At 66.6% G+C, this 17,421-nt stretch carries 20 protein-coding genes; 15 read left to right on the top strand and 5 right to left on the bottom strand.

Annotated features, from left to right (window positions below; all coding sequences use genetic code 11):
* Positions 1-81 precede the first annotated feature (81 nt).
* Positions 82-1,206 (top strand): molecular chaperone DnaJ, encoded by a 1,125-nt coding sequence (gene dnaJ, locus ASE91_RS17170; RefSeq protein ID WP_056628369.1) that lies wholly within the window; start codon positions 82-84, stop codon positions 1,204-1,206.
* Positions 1,207-1,364: 158 nt separating this feature from the next.
* Positions 1,365-1,913, top strand: a complete 549-nt coding sequence (locus ASE91_RS17165) for a GNAT family N-acetyltransferase (protein WP_162233679.1) — start codon at positions 1,365-1,367, stop codon at positions 1,911-1,913.
* 111 nt (positions 1,914-2,024) lie between these two features.
* On the opposite strand, the gene purB is transcribed toward ASE91_RS17165, so the two are convergent.
* The gene (gene purB, locus ASE91_RS17160; RefSeq protein ID WP_056628363.1) at positions 2,025-3,335 is read right to left on the bottom strand and encodes an adenylosuccinate lyase; all 1,311 of its coding nucleotides are present in this window, start codon (positions 3,333-3,335) and stop codon (positions 2,025-2,027) included.
* 211 nt (positions 3,336-3,546) lie between these two features.
* Between purB and ASE91_RS17155 the strand changes: the two genes are divergently transcribed.
* Positions 3,547-4,014, top strand: a complete 468-nt coding sequence (locus ASE91_RS17155) for an EF-hand domain-containing protein (RefSeq protein WP_235530543.1) — start codon at positions 3,547-3,549, stop codon at positions 4,012-4,014.
* A gap of 335 nt (positions 4,015-4,349) precedes the next feature.
* Here ASE91_RS17155 and ASE91_RS17150 read toward each other — a convergent pair whose 3' ends face one another.
* The 4 genes from ASE91_RS17150 to ASE91_RS17135 all read right to left on the bottom strand — a co-directional run bounded on the left by ASE91_RS17150 (position 4,350) and on the right by ASE91_RS17135 (position 6,735).
* Positions 4,350-4,898 (bottom strand): sugar O-acetyltransferase, encoded by a 549-nt coding sequence (locus ASE91_RS17150; RefSeq protein ID WP_056628360.1) that lies wholly within the window; start codon positions 4,896-4,898, stop codon positions 4,350-4,352.
* A complete protein-coding gene (radC, locus tag ASE91_RS17145) occupies positions 4,895-5,581 on the bottom strand; it encodes a RadC family protein (RefSeq protein ID WP_056628357.1) in 687 nt (228 codons plus the stop codon). The genes ASE91_RS17150 and radC overlap by 4 nt, the downstream gene beginning before the upstream one ends.
* A 181-nt stretch (positions 5,582-5,762) precedes the next feature.
* Positions 5,763-6,527 carry a type I methionyl aminopeptidase gene (gene map, locus ASE91_RS17140; protein WP_056628354.1) on the bottom strand — a complete coding sequence of 255 codons (765 nt, stop codon included), beginning with the start codon at positions 6,525-6,527 and terminating at the stop codon, positions 5,763-5,765.
* A 1-nt stretch (position 6,528) separates the two neighbouring features.
* The gene (locus tag ASE91_RS17135; protein ID WP_056628351.1) at positions 6,529-6,735 is read right to left on the bottom strand and encodes a ParD-like family protein; all 207 of its coding nucleotides are present in this window, start codon (positions 6,733-6,735) and stop codon (positions 6,529-6,531) included.
* A gap of 180 nt (positions 6,736-6,915) precedes the next feature.
* Between ASE91_RS17135 and ASE91_RS17130 the strand changes: the two genes are divergently transcribed.
* The 12 genes from ASE91_RS17130 (at position 6,916) to ASE91_RS17075 (ending at position 17,417) form a co-directional block, all read left to right on the top strand.
* Positions 6,916-10,086, top strand: a complete 3,171-nt coding sequence (locus ASE91_RS17130; RefSeq protein WP_235530542.1) for an intermembrane phospholipid transport protein YdbH family protein — start codon at positions 6,916-6,918, stop codon at positions 10,084-10,086.
* A complete protein-coding gene (locus ASE91_RS17125) occupies positions 10,083-10,277 on the top strand; it encodes a YnbE family lipoprotein (RefSeq protein WP_056004594.1) in 195 nt (64 codons plus the stop codon). The genes ASE91_RS17130 and ASE91_RS17125 overlap by 4 nt, the downstream gene beginning before the upstream one ends.
* A gap of 2 nt (positions 10,278-10,279) precedes the next feature.
* The gene (locus tag ASE91_RS17120) at positions 10,280-10,663 is read left to right on the top strand and encodes a YdbL family protein (RefSeq protein WP_056004596.1); all 384 of its coding nucleotides are present in this window, start codon (positions 10,280-10,282) and stop codon (positions 10,661-10,663) included.
* A gap of 544 nt (positions 10,664-11,207) precedes the next feature.
* On the top strand, positions 11,208-11,528 hold the full coding sequence (locus ASE91_RS17115) for an AtpZ/AtpI family protein (RefSeq protein ID WP_056628348.1): 321 nt from the start codon (positions 11,208-11,210) through the stop codon (positions 11,526-11,528).
* 37 nt (positions 11,529-11,565) lie between these two features.
* Positions 11,566-12,351: a F0F1 ATP synthase subunit A gene (locus ASE91_RS17110; protein WP_056628345.1), complete on the top strand. Its 786-nt coding sequence runs from the start codon at positions 11,566-11,568 to the stop codon at positions 12,349-12,351.
* A 40-nt stretch (positions 12,352-12,391) separates the two neighbouring features.
* Positions 12,392-12,619 carry a F0F1 ATP synthase subunit C gene (locus ASE91_RS17105; protein ID WP_055998526.1) on the top strand — a complete coding sequence of 76 codons (228 nt, stop codon included), beginning with the start codon at positions 12,392-12,394 and terminating at the stop codon, positions 12,617-12,619.
* 105 nt (positions 12,620-12,724) lie between these two features.
* Positions 12,725-13,216, top strand: a complete 492-nt coding sequence (locus tag ASE91_RS17100) for a F0F1 ATP synthase subunit B family protein (RefSeq protein ID WP_055998524.1) — start codon at positions 12,725-12,727, stop codon at positions 13,214-13,216.
* Positions 13,209-13,841 (top strand): F0F1 ATP synthase subunit B family protein, encoded by a 633-nt coding sequence (locus ASE91_RS17095; protein ID WP_055998522.1) that lies wholly within the window; start codon positions 13,209-13,211, stop codon positions 13,839-13,841. Before ASE91_RS17100 ends, ASE91_RS17095 begins: the two co-directional genes overlap by 8 nt.
* A 129-nt stretch (positions 13,842-13,970) precedes the next feature.
* On the top strand, positions 13,971-14,291 hold the full coding sequence (locus tag ASE91_RS17090) for a DMT family transporter (protein ID WP_055998520.1): 321 nt from the start codon (positions 13,971-13,973) through the stop codon (positions 14,289-14,291).
* A 458-nt stretch (positions 14,292-14,749) separates the two neighbouring features.
* Positions 14,750-15,694, top strand: coding sequence for an alpha/beta hydrolase (locus ASE91_RS17085; RefSeq protein ID WP_082454093.1), 945 nt, complete (start codon positions 14,750-14,752; stop codon positions 15,692-15,694).
* 420 nt (positions 15,695-16,114) lie between these two features.
* Complete coding sequence (locus ASE91_RS17080; RefSeq protein ID WP_056628341.1) at positions 16,115-16,426, top strand: hypothetical protein; 312 nt, start codon at positions 16,115-16,117, stop codon at positions 16,424-16,426.
* A 1-nt stretch (position 16,427) separates the two neighbouring features.
* Entirely contained in the window at positions 16,428-17,417 is a 990-nt protein-coding gene (locus ASE91_RS17075; protein WP_056628338.1) for an oxidoreductase, read from the top strand.
* Positions 17,418-17,421: the final 4 nt, after the last annotated feature.

Raw genomic sequence — 17,421 nt, 5'->3', positions numbered from 1 at the left:
GGAGAGGGGCAGTCGCGGGGCGGTTTCGGTTTGAAACCCCCTCTCCCAACCCTCTCCCCCTGAAGGGGAGAGGGCTTTTTGATGACCACCGAAGTCGATTTCTATGAACTGCTCCAATGCGAGCGCACCGCGGATGCGGGGACGATCAAATCGTCGTACCGCAAGCTCGCGATCAAATATCATCCGGACAAGAATGCCGGCTGCAAGGATTCCGAGGCGAAGTTCAAGGCGATCAACGAAGCCTATGACTGCCTGAAAGACCCGCAGAAGCGCGCGGCGTACGACCGTTACGGCCATGCCGCCTTCCGTCAGGGCGCGGGCGGTGCCGGTGGCGGTGCGCAGGACTTCAACGGCTTTTCCGATATCTTCGAAAGCGTGTTCGGCGAATTCATGGGTGGCGGGCGGCAGGGTGGCCGTGCCGGCCCCCGGCGCGGGGCCGACCTGCGCTACGACATGGAAGTCACGCTCGAAGAGGCGTTCCACGGCAAGAACACGCAGATCACCGTCGACGTCTCAACCGGTTGCGCCCCGTGCGGCGGCAGCGGCGCGTCGCCGGGCACCAAGGCGCGGACGTGTCAGACCTGCGCCGGCCATGGCAAGGTACGAGCGCAGCAGGGCTTTTTCGTCGTCGAGCGCGCCTGCCCGACCTGCCACGGCGCGGGACAGGTCATCGCCGATCCGTGCCCGGTCTGTAACGGTGAGGGCCGGGTCGACCAGACCAAGACGCTGGAGGTCAACGTACCCCCCGGCGTCGACGAAGGCACCCGCATCCGCCTGACCGGTGAGGGCGAGGCAGGGGCACGCGGTGCGCCGGCCGGCGATCTCTACATCTTCCTCCATGTCAAACGGCATGCGCTGTTCGAACGCGAGGGCACCGCGCTCCATGCGCGCGCGCCGATCAGCTTCACGACGGCGGCGCTGGGCGGCTTGATCGAGATTCCCGGTCTCGACGGGCAGAAGCACAGCATCCGTATTCCGGCGGGCATCCAGTCGGGCAAGGAACTGCGCCAGCGCGGTGCCGGCATGCCGGTGCTGCAGGGGCGCGGCCATGGCGACATGGTCATCCATATCGAGGTGGAAACCCCGACCCGCTTGTCGACCCGGCAAAAGGAACTGCTCGAGGCATTCCGCGAGACCGAGACCGGCGACGAATGCCCCGAATCGAGCGGTTTCTTCAGTCGCTTGAAGACCGCGCTCGGCGGGTAGGGGCTGCCGTCTTCCCGTCATCCCGGCGCAGGCCGGGATCTGCGGACGGCAGGCCGTCGCGTAATATGCGTGAACACCCGACACAATGGATCCCGGCATGCGCCGGGATGACGGAGGGTTGTGATGCCATCCCGACACCGACCAAGGACGAAACAGCCATGACCGCCCAGTGGCGTCCCGCCCGCGCCGACGACGCGCCGAGCATCGCCGCGCTCGCGCGTGCCGAACTGGGCGAGTATGGCGAGGCGGCCGACCTCTACGCCGAACGCATCGCGCTCAGCGCCGAGGGCTGCTGGGTCCTGGCCGACGACGGCACGGTCGTTGGCCATTGCATCAGCCATCCGTGGCACCGCCTCGCGCCGCCGGCGATGCACACGCTGCTGGGCGACCTGCCGCCCAGCGCCGATTGCTGGTATCTGCACGATGTCGTCGTCGCCCCGGTCGCGCGCGGCACCCGGGCGGTCGAACGCCTGCTCCCGATCCTCGACGACATTGCCACGCGCCGCGCCATCCCGGTGCTCGCGCTGATCGCGGTCGGCGGGGCCGATGCCTATTGGGCACGACAGGGCTTCATCGCCGCCCCCGGCGGCGCGGCGGGCTTCGGCGCGGATGCCGTCTATATGGAGCGGCCGGTCGCCTGCCCGGTCGATGGCACGCGAACTTCCGGTGGTATCGCCACGGCGCACCCGAACCCGACGACGCGATAGCCGCAACGCGCGATCCGGCGGCGGCGGGATCATCGCACCCGCAACGAGCGGCTCGGCCTCTACCCCGCCTGCTGCATCCCCGCCGGACCGATGCCCGGCGGGGCGCCTCGATCACGCTTCGCCGAACACGCGGGCGAAGATCGTGTCGACATGCTTGTAGTGATAGCCGAGATCGAACCGGCTCTCGATCTCCTCCGCCGACAGCGCGGCGGCGACGTCCGGATCGGCCTTCAGCAATTCGAGCAGCGACAGCTCGCCGTCCGATTCCCACACCTTCATCGCGTTACGCTGGACCCAGCGATACGAATCCTCGCGGCTCGCTCCTGCCTGCGTCAGCGCCAGCAGCACCCGCTGCGAATGGACGAGGCCGCCCATCTTGTTCAGGTTCTTCTCCATCCGCGCCGGATAGACGACCAGCTTGTCGATCACCCCGGTCAGGCGCGCCAGCGCGAAATCGAGCGTGATCGTCGCATCGGGGCCGATATAGCGCTCGACCGACGAGTGCGAGATGTCGCGCTCATGCCACAGCGCGACATTCTCCAGCGCCGGCGTCACATAACCACGCACCATGCGGGCAAGACCGGTCAGGTTTTCGGTCAGCACCGGATTGCGCTTGTGCGGCATCGCCGACGAACCCTTCTGCCCCGGCGAGAAATATTCCTCCGCCTCCAGCACTTCGGTGCGCTGCAAATGGCGGATTTCGGTGGCCAGCCGCTCGATCGACCCGGCGATCACGCCCAGCGTCGCGAAATACATGGCATGGCGGTCGCGCGGGATGACCTGCGTCGATACCGGCTCGACGCTCAACCCCATCTTCTGCGCGACATGTTCCTCGACGCGCGGGTCGATGTTCGCGAACGTGCCGACCGCGCCCGAAATCGCGCAGGTCGCAACTTCCGCCCGCGCATTTTGCAGACGCGTACGGCAGCGGTCGAACTCGGCATAGGCCTGTGCCAGCTTCAGCCCGAACGTCACCGGTTCGGCATGGATGCCATGGCTGCGGCCGATCGTCGGGGTCAGCTTGTGCTCGCGCGCGCGCCGCTCGATCACCGCCAGCAGCTTGTCGAGATCGGCGAGAAGGATGTCCGATGCCCGCGCCAGCTGCACCGCCAGACAGGTGTCGAGGACGTCCGAGCTGGTCATGCCCTGATGCAGGAAGCGCGCCTCCGGTCCGGTCCGCTCCGACACATGCGTCAGGAAGGCGATGACGTCGTGCTTCGTCTCCGCCTCGATCGCGTCGATCCGCGCGACGTCAAAATCGGCGTCGTTCATTGCCCAGATCTTCTCGGCGGCCTGTTTCGGCACCACGCCCAGTTCGGCCAGCGCGTCGGTGGCGTGCGCCTCGATCTCGAACCAGATGCGGAATCGCGACTGGGGCTCCCACAGCGCAGTCATTTCGGGGCGGGAATAGCGTGGAATCATCGGCGGGCCTTTCAAAACGGGCGAACGGTTTGCCGCGCCCTAGCAACAAGTCGGGGATGAATCGAGCCTGTCCTGCGATAGACGAGCCGCGAAAGGGGCTTCAATCGAACCCGAAACGACCTAGATACGTTTCATCATCGCACAGTCGTTCGAACGATGTTTGGACTGGCTGGATGAAAGGCCGAAGCAATCCGAAAGGAAAAATTCGATGATGAAGCGTATTCTTCTCGCCAGCGCCGTCCTGATGTCGACACCGGCATTTGCACAGGATGCAGCACCGGCGCAAACGACTGCCCCGACCGCGCAGACGGTACCCGCTGATCCAGCCGCGACTGCGGCCGACCCCGCCGCATCGGCAACGCAGGCGACCCCGGCCGATCCGGCGACGCAGACTGCGCAGACCACTGCCGAAGCGGGACAGCCCGCCAGCGGCACGCAGATCGCGCAGATCGTCGAGGCCGAGTTCCCGAAATATGACAAGGACGGGAAGGGCCAGTTGACCGAGAAGCAGTTCGGCGAATGGATGGTCGCCCTGCGCTCCGCAAGTGAACCCGGCGTGACCGCCGAAAAGCCGGCGGTGAAGACGTGGGTCAAGCAGGCCTTCGCACAGGCCGACAAGGACAAGTCGAAGGCGGTGTCCAAGGCCGAGCTGACCAGCTTCCTGAGCCAGAGCGCCTGATCGCCTGACAGCGCCGATATCGATACGACCGCCGGGAGCGATCCCGGCGGTCTTTCGTGTTGGCGGGCGCACTGCCTTCCCAACCCGGAACGTCACCCCGGACTTGATCCCGGGTCCCGCTTCTTCTCCTGCAACCGCAGCCGTCCGCAGGAAGAAAGAAATGGTTCACGCGAAGGCGCGAAGGCGCGAAGGGGTTGCGCACCGGGCGGACCGCCCGCATTCGGGGGACCATGTCGCGGGCCGGCACGAACGATGCAACCGCTGACGCGGAAGACGTTGCGACAGATGCAACCCCTTCGCGTCTCCACGCCTTCGCGTGAACCCGCTTCTTGCTTCTACCGAACCCGCGCCGGATTTCCCACAACCGTCGCCCCCGCCGGCACATCGCGCGTCACCACCGACCCGGCACCGATGATCGCATCTTCGCCAACCGTGATCCCCGGCAGCAACAGCGCACCGCCACCGATCCACACATTCGCCCCGATCGTGATCGGTCGCCCGAATTCCAGCATCTGCGCCCGCACCGCCGGATCGCGCGGATGGTCGGCGGTCAAAATCTGCACCCCCGGCCCGATCTGGGTCTTCGCGCCGATCGTCACCGCACAGACGTCGAGGATGACGCAGCCGAAGTTCAGGAACACCCCGTCGCCGAGGGTGATGTTGTACCCGTAATCGATATGGAAGGGCGGGCGGATGTTGACGCCGTCGCCGACCGATCCCAACCCGTCGCGCAGGATCGACAGCCGCTCGACCGGGTCCACCGCCAGCGTCGCGTTATAGCGCTCCATCCACCGTCCCGCCGCCGCGCAATCGGCGACCAGCTCGGGATCGCCCGCGTCATACAGGTCGCCGGTGATCATCTTCTGCTTGTTGGATAAGGTCATAGCATTCCCTGTGCGCGCAGGCTCGTATGCCCCTTCGCGCCGATGATCAGGTGATCGTGGACGGTGATGCCCAGCGGCTTGCCCGCCGCCGCGATCTGCCGCGTCAGGTCGATATCGGCGCGACTGGGGCTATGGTCGCCGCTCGGATGGTTATGGACGAGGATCAGTGCCGCCGACCCCAGATCGAGTGCGCGGTGGATTACCTCGCGCGTATAGAGCGGCGCTTCGTCCAGCGTTCCCTCCGCGACCAGTTCGTCGCGGATCAACAGGTTACGGGTGTTCAGGTGCAGCACCCGGATACGCTCGACCGCCTGATGCGCCATGTCGGCGTGGAGATAGTCGAGCAGCGCCTGCCAGTTCGACAGCACCGGCCGTGCCAGCACCTGCGCCTGCAACATCCGCGTCGCCGCGCATTGCGCGATGCGGATCGCGGCGACGGCGGTGTCGCCCATGCCCGCTACCTTGCCCATCGCCGCCGGATCGGCCGACAGCAATCCGCCGATCCCACCGAATTCGTGCAACAATGTCTTTGCCAACGGCTTGGTATCGCGCCGGGGAATGGCCAGCGTCAGCAGATATTCGATCAGTTCATGGTCGAGCAGCGCTTCCCCGCCATGCTCCAGCAACCGCCCCCGCAGCCGCGCGCGGTGTCCGGTGCCATCGGTTTCGGGCGGGGTGTTCATGCCGCGGTCGTAGCCGATCGGGCAGGGGCGGGCGAGGGGGTGCGTTCCGTTGACGAAGCGAAGACCAGCATCAACCCTCTCGTCATCCCCGCGCAGGCGGGGATTCCTACACGCTACCCTGTCGGCGCTTACCACAGCCGACAGCGCCAATGGATTCCCGCCTTCGCGGGAATGACGAAAGCTAACCCTGCACCTCATCCCGCCGCAACGTCAGCACCTCGACCCCGTCCGCCGTCACCGCGACGGTATGCTCGAACTGCGCCGACAATTTCCTGTCGCCGGTTACGACGGTCCAGCCATCGTCCTCGGTCTCGACCCGGCGCGTGCCCTGATTGACCATCGGTTCGATGGTAAAGGTCATGCCCTCGCGCAGCCGCACGCCCTTGCCCGGCTTGCCGAAGTTCATCACCTCGGGCGCTTCGTGCATCTCGCGGCCGATACCGTGGCCGCAATATTCGCGGACCACCGAATATCCGTTCTTCTTGGCATGGCGTTCGATCGCAAAGCCGATATCGCCCAGATGCGCGCCGGGCTTCACCTGCCGGATGCCCTGCCACATCGCCTCCTGCGCGACCTTCACCAGCCGCCGCGCGGCGGGCGCGACCGCGCCGACCAGATAGGTCTTGCTCGAATCGGCGATGAACCCGTTCTTTTCGAGCGTGATGTCGAGATTGATGATATCCCCGTCGCGCACGATCGTATCGGCATCGGGCACGCCGTGGCACACGACCTGGTTGATCGAGCAATTCAGCACGAACTTGAAGCCATATTGCCCCTTGCTCGCTGGGCGCGCGGCAAGGTCGTGGGTGATGAAGCGCTCGACCAGATCGTTGATCGCCAGCGTCGACATGCCGGCAAGGTCCGTGTCGTCGAGCATTTCGAACACGCGGGCCAGCAGCTTGCCCGAAATGCGCATCAACGCCAGTTCGTCCGGGGTCTTGACCATGTCAGGCGGCGATCGCGTCGGCCGGCGGGACCTGCACGGCGGCCAGCTCGGCCCGCACGATGTCGGTGAACGGCAGCGTCGGGTTCGCTTCGGCCAACATCCCGATCTTCATCCAGAATTCGGCCTGAGCATTGATCGACCGGCACATCACCGCGCTCGCCCTGCGAACTTCGGCATGCAAATCGTCGTCGATCTTCACGATCCCCATGGTCGGCCTTCCTCCTGACACTCGATACGAACCATATATGGTCCATATGCTATCGGGTCAACTCAGGTCGCCCGCTACGTGTAACCTTCGCCAACTTCCGTTGCGCAGCCGGAACCGTTTCGCGCCTCTCGCGCTTGACGCCGGCGGGCCGAACCGCGACGAACGGGGCGAAACAGCGGAGTGGGTGGTCTGGGCGTTGATGACGATCGGGCGGAGCAGGCCGAAGCGTCGCCGCGTCGCGCCGGTCGCCGGCGGCGGCGTTTCGCGCGGGTGCTGCTGGTCATCTGCCTCCTCGTTCTCGCGCTGGCGGCCCTGCTGTGGACGCAGCGGCGCTCGATCGCCGACGATATCGTCCGCCGCGAACTCGAACGCCGCGGCGTCACCGCCCGCTACCGCGTCGCCGAAATCGGCTTCGGGCGTCAGCGTCTGGTCGACGTCGTCCTTGGCGATCCCCGCGCCCCCGACCTCGTTGCCGACTGGGTGGAAGTCGATACGCGGGTCGATCTGAACGGCGCACAGGTCACCGGCGCGCGCGTCGGACAAGCCCGCCTGCGCGCGACGCTGCGGCCCGATGGCACGGTCTCGTTCGGACAGATCGACCGCCTGCTCCCGCCGCCCTCGGGCAAACCCTTTGCGCTGCCCGATTTCAACGTCGCGGTCGATGACGGCCGCGTTCGTCTCGCCACCCCCTATGGCCTGATCGGTGCGAAGCTCGCCGGGCGCGGCAACCTCGCCAACGGCTTTGTCGGGCGGCTGGCGGCGGTGTCCGAACGCCTGTCGTTGAACGGCTGCGGCGTCGACCGTTTGGCGCTGAACGTATCGCTCCGCACCGCCACGACCGGACCGTCGCTGACCGGCCCCGTGCGTGCGCGGCAGGCGGCCTGCGGCGAGGTACGGCTGGGTTCGCCGGTCATCCGCCTCGACGCAAAGCTCGCGCCGGCCTTCAACGGCTGGCGGGGGCAGGCCGACGTCTCGGCGGCGGCGGTCGCCGCGCCGCAGACCCGCGTCGCCGATCTTTCGGGCCAGATCGGCTTCGAGGGCACGGCGCAGGGCACGCGCGGAACGCTCGACCTTGCGTCGGGCGCATTCGACCTGCCGCAACTCGACGGTGCCGGCCTGTCGATCGCCGGCCGCTATCAGGTCGGCGGCGTTCCCGCCTTCGAAGGGCGGGTCGGCGCGCGCGGCGCAAGGCTCGCCGACGCGATGGTCACACAAATCGAGGGATCGGGTACTGCCGCTAACGGTCTGCCGGTCGCACCGCTGCTGCGCGCCGCGTCCCGGGCGGCGGGGCAGGCGGCGCGCTGCTTCGACCTGTCCGCCGACGTCGCCGCCCGCCCGCTCGCCGCCCGGCTCGACCGGCTGGCGTTCACCGCCGCCAATGGTGCCCGCGCGACGCTGCGCGACGGGCCGGTCCGCTGGGTATCGGGCAAGGGCGTGACGCTGAACGGTACGCTGGCGACGGGCGGGGGCGGGCTGCCGGTCGCGAGCATCCGCCTGTCGCATGCCGGACCCGGTGCGCCGGTGACCGGCACGGCGATGGTGCAGCCCTATGCCGCCGGTGACTCCCGGCTGGCGCTTGCGCCCGTCCGGTTCCGCACTGCCGGCAACGGAGCGACCCAAATCGAGACACGCGCCGAACTGAGCGGGCCGCTCGGCGATGGTCGGGTCGAACGACTGGCGGTGCCGATCGATGCGCGTTGGGACGGGGGCGGGCGGCTGACCGTCAATGCCGACTGCGTGCCGGTCGCCTTCGATCGGCTGCGCGTTTCGGCGCTTGTTCTAGACGCCACCCGGTTGCGGCTATGCCCGCAGGACGGGGGGATGCTGCGGCTTGCCCGTGGCCGCGTCGCTGGCGGGGTCGGCATAGGTGCGACGCAATTGCGCGGCACCCTCGGCGGAACGCCGCTCGCGCTCGCCGCAAGCGGCGGCCGGTTCGGCTTGGCCGGCATGGCGTTCACGTTGGACGGCGTGAAGACCCGGCTGGGTAGTCCGGAACGGGTCAGCATCCTCGATATCGGGACGCTGACCGGCCGTATCGCCAACGGCGCCGTCACCGGCGGGTTCGAGCGGGGCGAGGGGCAGATCGGCAACGTTCCCCTGCTGATCCGTGAGGCGTCGGGCGGCTGGAAACTGGCGGGCGGCGTGCTGTCGCTGAACGGCGATGTCGGCGTCCGCGACGCCGCGCCCGAACCCCGGTTCGAACCGCTGCGCAGCGACGATTTCCGGCTGACGCTGAACGGCAATGACATTCGCGCCGGTGGTACGCTGAAGCACCCGACCAAGGGGGTGAAGGTCAGCGACGTGACCATTGCCCATGACCTTGCCACCGGGCGCGGCGATGCAGTGCTCGACGTCCCCGGCATCGCCTTTGGTGACGCGTTCCAGCCCAATGAACTGACGCGCCTGACGTTCGGCGTCATCGCCGATGTGAAGGGCAGCGTGTCGGGCCGGGGCAAGATCGGGTGGAGCCCCGAGGGCGTCACCAGTACCGGCGTGTTCCGCACCGCCGGAACCGACCTCGCCGCTGCCTTCGGCCCCGTCACCGGCCTGTCGGGCGAGATCCGCTTCACCGACCTGCTGGGGTTGGTCAGCGCGCCAGGGCAGGTGGCGACGATCGCCGAGGTCAATCCGGGTATCGCCGTAACCGATGGCGTCGTCCGCTATCGCCTGATCGAAGGGCAGCGGATCCAGATCGAGGGCGGCCGCTGGCCGCTGGGCGGTGGCGAGATGATCCTCGATCCGACCATACTTGATTTCGCCGAGGACCGCGAACGGCGCATGACGTTCCGGGTGAAGGGAGTCGATGGCGGGCTGTTCCTGCAACAGTTCGCCTTCGACAATCTCAATGCGTCGGGCACGTTCGACGGCGTGCTGCCGATGATCTTCGATGCCAGTGGCGGCCGCATCGAAGGCGGCAAGCTGCAGTCGCGTGGTGCCGGCAACCTGTCCTATGTCGGCGAAGTGTCGAAGGAGGATGTCGGCTTCTGGGGCAATCTTGCCTTCCAGGCGCTGAAATCGATGAACTATCGTGGCCTGACGATCGAGATGGACGGGCCGATCGCCGGCGAGATGGTGACCGCGATCCGCTTTTCCGGGGTCAGCCAGGGGAAGGGGACCTACAGCAATTTCCTGATCCGGCGGCTGGCGCGGTTGCCCTTCGTCTTCAACGTGCGGATCAAGGCGCCCTTCCGCCAATTGATCGATTCGGTGCAGAATTATTATGATCCCAAGCGGCTGATCGAACGCAACCTGCCGGCGCTGCAAGCCGAACAGCGCCGCCGCGAACAAGGCTTGCCGCCGGCACCGCTCGATACCACCATTCAGCCTTCCGAAAGCGAGACCGTGCCATGACGCGAACCGTGACGATGCTGCGATTTCTGACGATCGGTGCCGCTTCCTGTGCGGCGACCGGGTGCGTGAACGTCTCCGCGCCCGACAAGCCGATCGTCATCAACTTGAACATCAACATCACGCAGGAAGTGGTGTACCGTCTCGACGGAGAAGCGAAGACGCTGATCCAGGACAATCCGGGGATATTCTGACCATGCATGCTTTCGTGAAATACGGCCTCGCCGCAGCCGCCATTGTCGCGGTCGCCGGGTTTGCCGGCAGCGCATGGGCGCAGCGCGATCCGGCCTATCAGGCTGCTCGCGCCGCGGGTCAGGTTGGCGAGCAACCCGATGGCTATCTTGGCGTCGTCGGCGGCGGCACGCCGGAGCTTCGCGCGCTGGTCGCGAACATCAATATCCAACGCAAGGCGGCGTACACGCGCGGCGCACAGGCGGGTGCGACGGTCGAACAGTTCGCGTTCGTATCAGGCTGCAACCTGATCGCGCAGACCAAGCCGGGCGAGAAGTACAAGACGCCGGGCGGCGGCTGGGAAACCCGCGGCAGCGGTGCGCCGGAGCGCGACCCGCGCTGTGTGTGAGAGTTGAAGATCGGCGACCTATACGTTATGTATTGATCGCTGAATCAGAAGTTCGTTGAACTCGTCTCCGACCCCGGCTGTGCCAGCAGTCGGGGTCTTTGGCGTTTGGGGACCGGCTGCCAGGCTCGGCCCCCTCCCGCCGCTACTTTGAGCGGGCGGCCTCGATGACTTTAAGCACCAAGGTCGCGAAAGCCATCACCAGCATTGCTACGCCAATGATGACCATTGCTGAATCTTTGTACGTTTTACTCACCTCCTTCGCAACCGATGTGTCGGTCGCATCGTCTGACTAACATTCGCATCTTGGTTTGTCCCCGTGCCCTTTGGGGCATTTTGGCGGACCAACGACACCCTGACAGCAAGCTATCACCGCTCCCGCCTCGGAACTTCCCGATGGCCGTCATCTCCCGTTCATCGTCCCGAAAGGTTTCGGCGCGAACGCTGTGGTTGACTCGAAACCGTCACCTTCCTAAAGCGCGCCTGCCTTGGCGGGCTCGCCATCCGGCGGATTCCGGCCCGGCCTTTGACGGTCCAGGGAGGAATCATGGCGGAGAACGAGCCTGGACTAGACCCCTTGCCCGAAGACGTCCGGATCACCTCGCTCGATGAGCGGCTGGATCGGGCGAAGAAGGATGAGGCGATCCGGACCGGTCAGGCGCGTGACGAAGCGGGGGAAAAGAACTACCGCCTCGGCAATCGCGTGCTGGCCGAATTGATCGGCGGAATGGTCGGGGGGGCGGTGATCGGGGGTACGCTCGATTATCTGCTCGGCACCTCGCCTTGGCTCCTGCTCGTGTTGCTGACCCTCGGGATCGCCAGCGCGTTCAGGAACATCATCAGGATTTCGAACCGGCGTCCGGACTGAAAGTTTTGGGCGCCTTGGCATATCGGGGCGAAGCGACGTGGCGCAGGCAGGCAAGATCGATCCGATGCACCAGTTCGAGGTGCAGACGATCTTCAACATTCCGCTCGGCGGTTCCGTCCTGCCGTTCACCAATTCGGCGCTGTGGATGATCGTCGCGGCGGTCGCGTTGTTCGTGTTCATGATCGGCGGCATGAAGCAGCAGCAGGTGCCCGGTCGCTGGCAGATGGCGGTCGAGGGCTTCACCGGCTTTATCGACAAGCTGCTGGCGGCGAATATCGGGCATGAGGGGCGCAAGTATCTGCCCTACGTCTTCTCGCTGTTCATGTTCATCCTGTTCGCGAACGTCGTCGGGCTGCTGCCGTTCGGCCTGATCGGGCTGCACCCGTTCACCGTCACCAGCCACTTCACTGTGACCGGCGTCCTCGCCATCGCCAGCTTCTCGATCGTGCTGGTCGTTGGCCTGTTCAAGCATGGCCTGCGCTTCTTCAGCCTGTTCGCGCCGAAGGGCACGCCAGTTCCGGTGCTGCTGCTGGTCGCGCCGATCGAGTTCGTGTCGTTCATGGTCCGCCCGTTCAGTCTCGCGCTGCGACTGTTCGTGGCGATGACCGCCGGCCACATCCTGCTGAAGGTGCTGGCGGGTTTCATCATCAATTCGACTGCCGCCGGTGCGGGCATCGGCGTGCTGGTCAGCGTGCCGAGCTTCGCGCTGATGGTCGGCGTGTCGGCCCTCGAAATGCTGGTTGCCGGCGTGCAGGCCTATGTCTTTGCGCTGTTGACCTCGCTCTACATCAACGATGCCGTGCACCTGCACGACCATCACTGATCCCAACCCAAACTGATATTTTTCCAAGGGAGTTTTCGACATGGAAGCAGACGCCATCAAGTTCCTCGGCGCCGGTCTGGCCGCCATCGGTGCCGGCCTTGCGGCACTCGGCGTGGGCAACGTCTTCGCCGCTTTCCTGCAGGGCGCACTGCGCAACCCGTCGGCCGCTGCCAGCCAGCAGGGCAACATGTTCATCGGCTTCGCCGCCGCCGAACTTCTCGGCCTGCTGGCGTTCGTCGTTGCAGTGCTGCTGATCTTCGTCGCGTAACTGCGTGACGCCCGGCGCGGGGTTGCCCGCGCCGGATCTCCGGCCCCATGGGCCGGTTTCGGCCGGACGATGGCGTCCGGTCGACCAGACAATACGGGACGTTTCATGCCGCAAATCGAGCAGCTCGCCGCGACCTGGGGGTCGCAGGTCTTCTGGCTGGTGCTGACCTTCGGCATCGTGTTTCTTGTCGTCGGCCTTGGCATGGTGCCCAAGGTTCAGGGCACCGTCGACCAGCGCGATCAGGGCATCGCCGCCGATCTGGCCGCGGCCGATCAGGCGCGGAGCACCGCCGATGCCACCGAAGCCGCATGGCGTACCCGCGAAAATGCAAGCCGCGAGGCTGCGCAGAAGCTGTTGGCCGAAGCACGTGCCAAGGGCGCTGCTGCTACCGCCGAACGGCTGGCTGCTGCCAATGCCGATGTGCAGGTCCGCGTCGCTAAGGCCGAAGCCGACATCGCTGCGCAGCGCAACGCTGCGATGGCAGAAGTCGAACAGGTCGCTGCCGAAGCGGCGCAGGCGATCGTTGCTCGCGTGTCGGGCATTCAGGTCAGCGAACAGGACGCGCAAGGCGCGGTAAAGGCGGTGCTCCATGGCTAATCCGACCACGGCCGTACATGGCAGCCCGACGCTGAACGAAGCGATCCACGAGGAAGGTCTGACCAAGACCGGCGTGAGCGCCGTCGAAAGCGAGCATGGCAGCACCACTGCCGCCAACCATCCCGATCCGACCGCGTTCGGCCTCGACGGCACCGGGTGGGTCAGCGCGGCGATGTTCGTGTTCCTGGCCGTGCTGTTGTTCAAGGGCGTACCGACCGTGATCGGCCGGCTGCTCGACGGGCAGATCGCGGTGATCCGCACCCGTCTCGACGAAGCGCGCAAGCTGCGTGCCGAAGCCGAGGCGTTGCGCGACGAATATACTGCGAAGATCGCCGGGATCGAGGCACAGGCCGCCGAAATGGTCGCCCATGCCGAAGCGGAAGCGCAGGGGCTGCTGGCCAAGGCCGAAGCCGATGCCGCCGACCTGACCCAACGTCGCGCCAAGATGGCGACCGACAAGATCGCCGCCGCCGAGCGCGCCGCCATCGCCGAGGTCCGCGCGACCGCCGCCGATGCCGCCGCCAAGGCCGCGACCGCACTGATCTCGACGCATCTGTCGGGCGACGCCGATCGCGTGCTGATCGACCGGACGATTGCCGGTCTGGGTGGCAACCGGCTGAACTGACCGACGTTTACCGACGCGTGTGCGCCGCCCTGCCGATCCGGCCGGGCGGCGTTTCGCGTTTTGGGGTGACGCCTCTTTCGGGTTTCCGGCGCGCCCGCCCATCACCGAGCCCGCTGAAGGAGAAACGCCATGGCATGGGCCATTCTGGCGGTTGCGGTCGTGTGCGAGGTCATCTGGGCGCTCAGCCTGAAATGGGCGGCGGGGCAGGGGACGCTGCTGGCGTCGTCGGTGCCGATCGGCCTGTCGTTCGTGAACATGGCGTTGCTGGCGCTGGCGATGCGCGGCATTCCGGCGGGGACAGCCTATGCGGTGTGGACCGGGCTGGGTGCGATCGGTGTCATCATCGGCGGGGCGCTGCTGTTCGGCGAACGGATCGCCCCGTTGCAGGCCGGGTTCATGGTCCTGATCGTGGTCGGTGTCGCGGGAACCAAGCTGTTCGCGCAGGGATAATTCTGATCCGTGGAAGGTTGCGAAGGTTACACCTTTTCGACCTTTGGCGCGGCAGTCTGGACGGTCATTTCAAAGGACGGATCGAGTGTAGTTTGCCCGTTCCGTGTAGGAAAGTGGTGAGAAAAGCACTTCATAACAATGGGATAGGCCCTGCTCTAACTTAATGGACGGCGGGGTGGGATGCTGGTGGAGGCTGTCGGGCAATGCCTGATCGTGCCGCCGGGGCGTGGAAGTGGACACAGGCGGGTCGTCGCGGTGGTCCGGCCGGTTCGCCGGGTAATCCGGAACGGTTCGGATCGGTCCCATCGCCCCGGCAACGGTGTGCTGCGCGACGGAACTACCGCCGTCGGGCCGGGCAGCAGACCCGCCGCCCCCACTGCCGTTAACGCTAACAGAATCATTGGACAATAGGTGCGTGCCTGCCGATACTCCCCTGATAATACAGGGAGAAGATGGTCATGACGGGTACGAAACACGTGCGTCTGCGCGCGCTGGCGCGGACGATCGGCGGGGCGCTGATCGCGGTGGCGACGCCGGCGCTGGCACAAAGCGACAAGATGGAGCCGATCGCGATCCCGGCGCAGCCGGATGCGATCCCGCTGAAGACCGGCACGCTGCCCGACGCGAAGGCGCGCGAGGCTTGGCACCAGCAATATGGCAGCGTGTTCGCGCGCAACGTCACCGATGCGACGCTGACGCCGTTCCTGCCCGATCCGGCCAAGGCCAACGGCACGGCGGTGATCGTCGCGCCGGGCGGCGGGTTCCGCACGCTGTCGATGCAGAACGAGGGTTGGGACGTCGCCAGGGCGCTGGCGGCGCGCGGCGTGGCGGCGTTCGTGCTGAAATACCGGCTAAACCAGACGCCTGCCGATATGGCCGGGTTCGAACAGTCGATGACCGCCATGTTCTCGGCCACCGCACAGCGTCCGCCCCGGCCGAACCCTGCCAGCGCCGCGAACGCGCTGGCACCGCAGATCGCCGATGCCAATGCGGCGTTCGCGCTGGTCCGTTCGCGCGCCGGCGAATGGAAGGTCGATCCCGATCGGATCGGGATGATCGGCTTTTCGGCCGGCGCGATGCTGACGATGGCGACGACGCTGTCGTCGAACGCGGCGAAGCCGGCCTTTATCGGCGACATCTATGGCCCGTTGTCCGCCGCGACCGTGCCCGCCGATGCCCCGCCGCTGTTCGTGGCGCTCGCCGCCGACGATCCGTTCTTCGCCAATGCCGGGTTCGGGCTGATCGATTCGTGGAAGGCGGCGAAGCGGCCGGTCGAGTTCCACCTGTACGAACAGGGTGGCCACGGTTTCGGCATGTACCCGAAGCCGACGACCAGCACCGGTTGGTTCGAGGCGTTTGCCAAGTGGATGGAAATGCATGGCTGGATGAAGCGGGCGGCGTGAGGTTGTCCTCGCGGTATTGAGGGCGGGGTCTCGTTTCGGTTGGTGTCAGAAGGGGGGCTTTGGCCGCTGTCGGGGTACGGTCGGGGCTGTCCAGCCGGCCTTTCGGGTTTAATCCGAGGACTCCGTTTCCTGCTGGCGAAGCAGAAGATGCGGGACCCCGGCGCAAAGCAGGACCTCCGCGAAAGTCGCAAACTTCGCCAAAAACTCACCGTACCCCCGCGCAGGCGGGGGTACAGCAGAGGGCAGGAACCGGTACTTTCGCCGAGGTCTCGCACAAGCCCGGCGTGTCGGGGGCTATGGGCGATGTGTGCTGCTATCGCCTTGGCATGGCTCGGGAGCCATCAACCTATCCCGCTTGGCGCGGAGCGGGTGGGACGCTACGTTCCGGTCCGGGCGAACACGCCCATGGAGAGATTGCCGATGAAACTGCTCCTTACCGCCGCGTTGCTGGCGATGCCGATCGCGGCCACTGCCCAGACCGCGCCGGCCGCTGCCCCCAGCCCCGCCGCGCCGGCCGCCGCCAAGCTGTCCATCGACAGCAGCATCGAGACGATTGCCGCCAATCCCAAGGGAAAGGCGATCCTCGACGCTGTCTTTCCGGGTATGCTCGCGCATGATTCCTACGCGATGTTCAAGGGCATGAGCCTGAAGCAGGTCCAGCCCTATGCCAATGGCGCGATCACCGACGAACAGGTGGCGAAGGTCGCCGCCGAGCTGACGAAGCTGGGCTGAGATGGTGCGTGTCGGCCTGATCGGGTTCGGCCTTGCCGGGGCGTCGTTCCATGCGCCGCTGATCGCGACGGTCGAGGGCATGGAGCTGGCCGCGATCGCCACGTCGCGGCCGATCGACCGGTTTCCGGCGGCGATACGATACGACGATCCGCACGCGCTGATCGAGGACGACAGCCTCGACCTGGTGGTGATTGCCACGCCGAACGACAGCCATGCGCCGCTGGCGCAGGCGGCGCTGGCGGCGGGGCGGCATGTCGTGGTCGACAAGCCGCTGGCCACCGACGATACCGATGCGGTGGCGCTGGCGCAGCTGGCGCGCGGGACGGGGCGGTTGCTGAGCGTGTTCCACAATCGCCGTTGGGACAGCGACTTCCTGACGGTCGCGCGGCTGCTGCGCGAGGACGCGTTGGGCGAGGTGATGCTGGCCGAATTCCGCTGGGACCGGTTCCGCCCGGCGATCAAGCCGGGTTGGCGCGAGGAGGGTGGGCCGGGCAGCGGGCTGCTGAACGATCTGGGGCCGCATATGATCGATCAGGCGATCCACCTGTTCGGGATGCCCGATGCGGTTGCGGGCGATGTCACGCAGCAGCGCGAACAGGCGGGCGTCGATGATTATTTCGAGGTCGTGCTGCACTATGGCACGCGGCGGGTGACGATCGGGTCGGCGTCGCTGGTCGCGGCACCGCGCCCCCGCTTCGCGCTGCACGGGACCAGGGGCAGCTTCGTCAAACACGGCATCGATCCGCAGGAAGCGGTGCTGCGGGCGGGCGGGATGCCGACCGACAGCGGCTATGGCATCGAACCCGACGCGCAATGGGGCGTGCTGACCGACGGAGAGGGCGCATCGCGGCCGGTCCGGTCGGAAGCGGGCGACTGGCGCGGCTTTTACCGGGCGATGCGCGATGCGGTGCGCGGCGAGGGCGAGGTGCCGGTCGATCCGGCCGATGCGGTGCGCGGATTGCGGATCATCGCGGCCGCACGGGCGGGATAATACG

The organism is Sphingomonas sp. Leaf62 (genome assembly GCF_001421915.1).
In the GTDB taxonomy this organism is placed as follows: domain Bacteria; phylum Pseudomonadota; class Alphaproteobacteria; order Sphingomonadales; family Sphingomonadaceae; genus Sphingomonas.
Note: the sequence above shows the minus strand (reverse complement) of the source record. Positions and strands in the feature narration are given on the sequence as shown.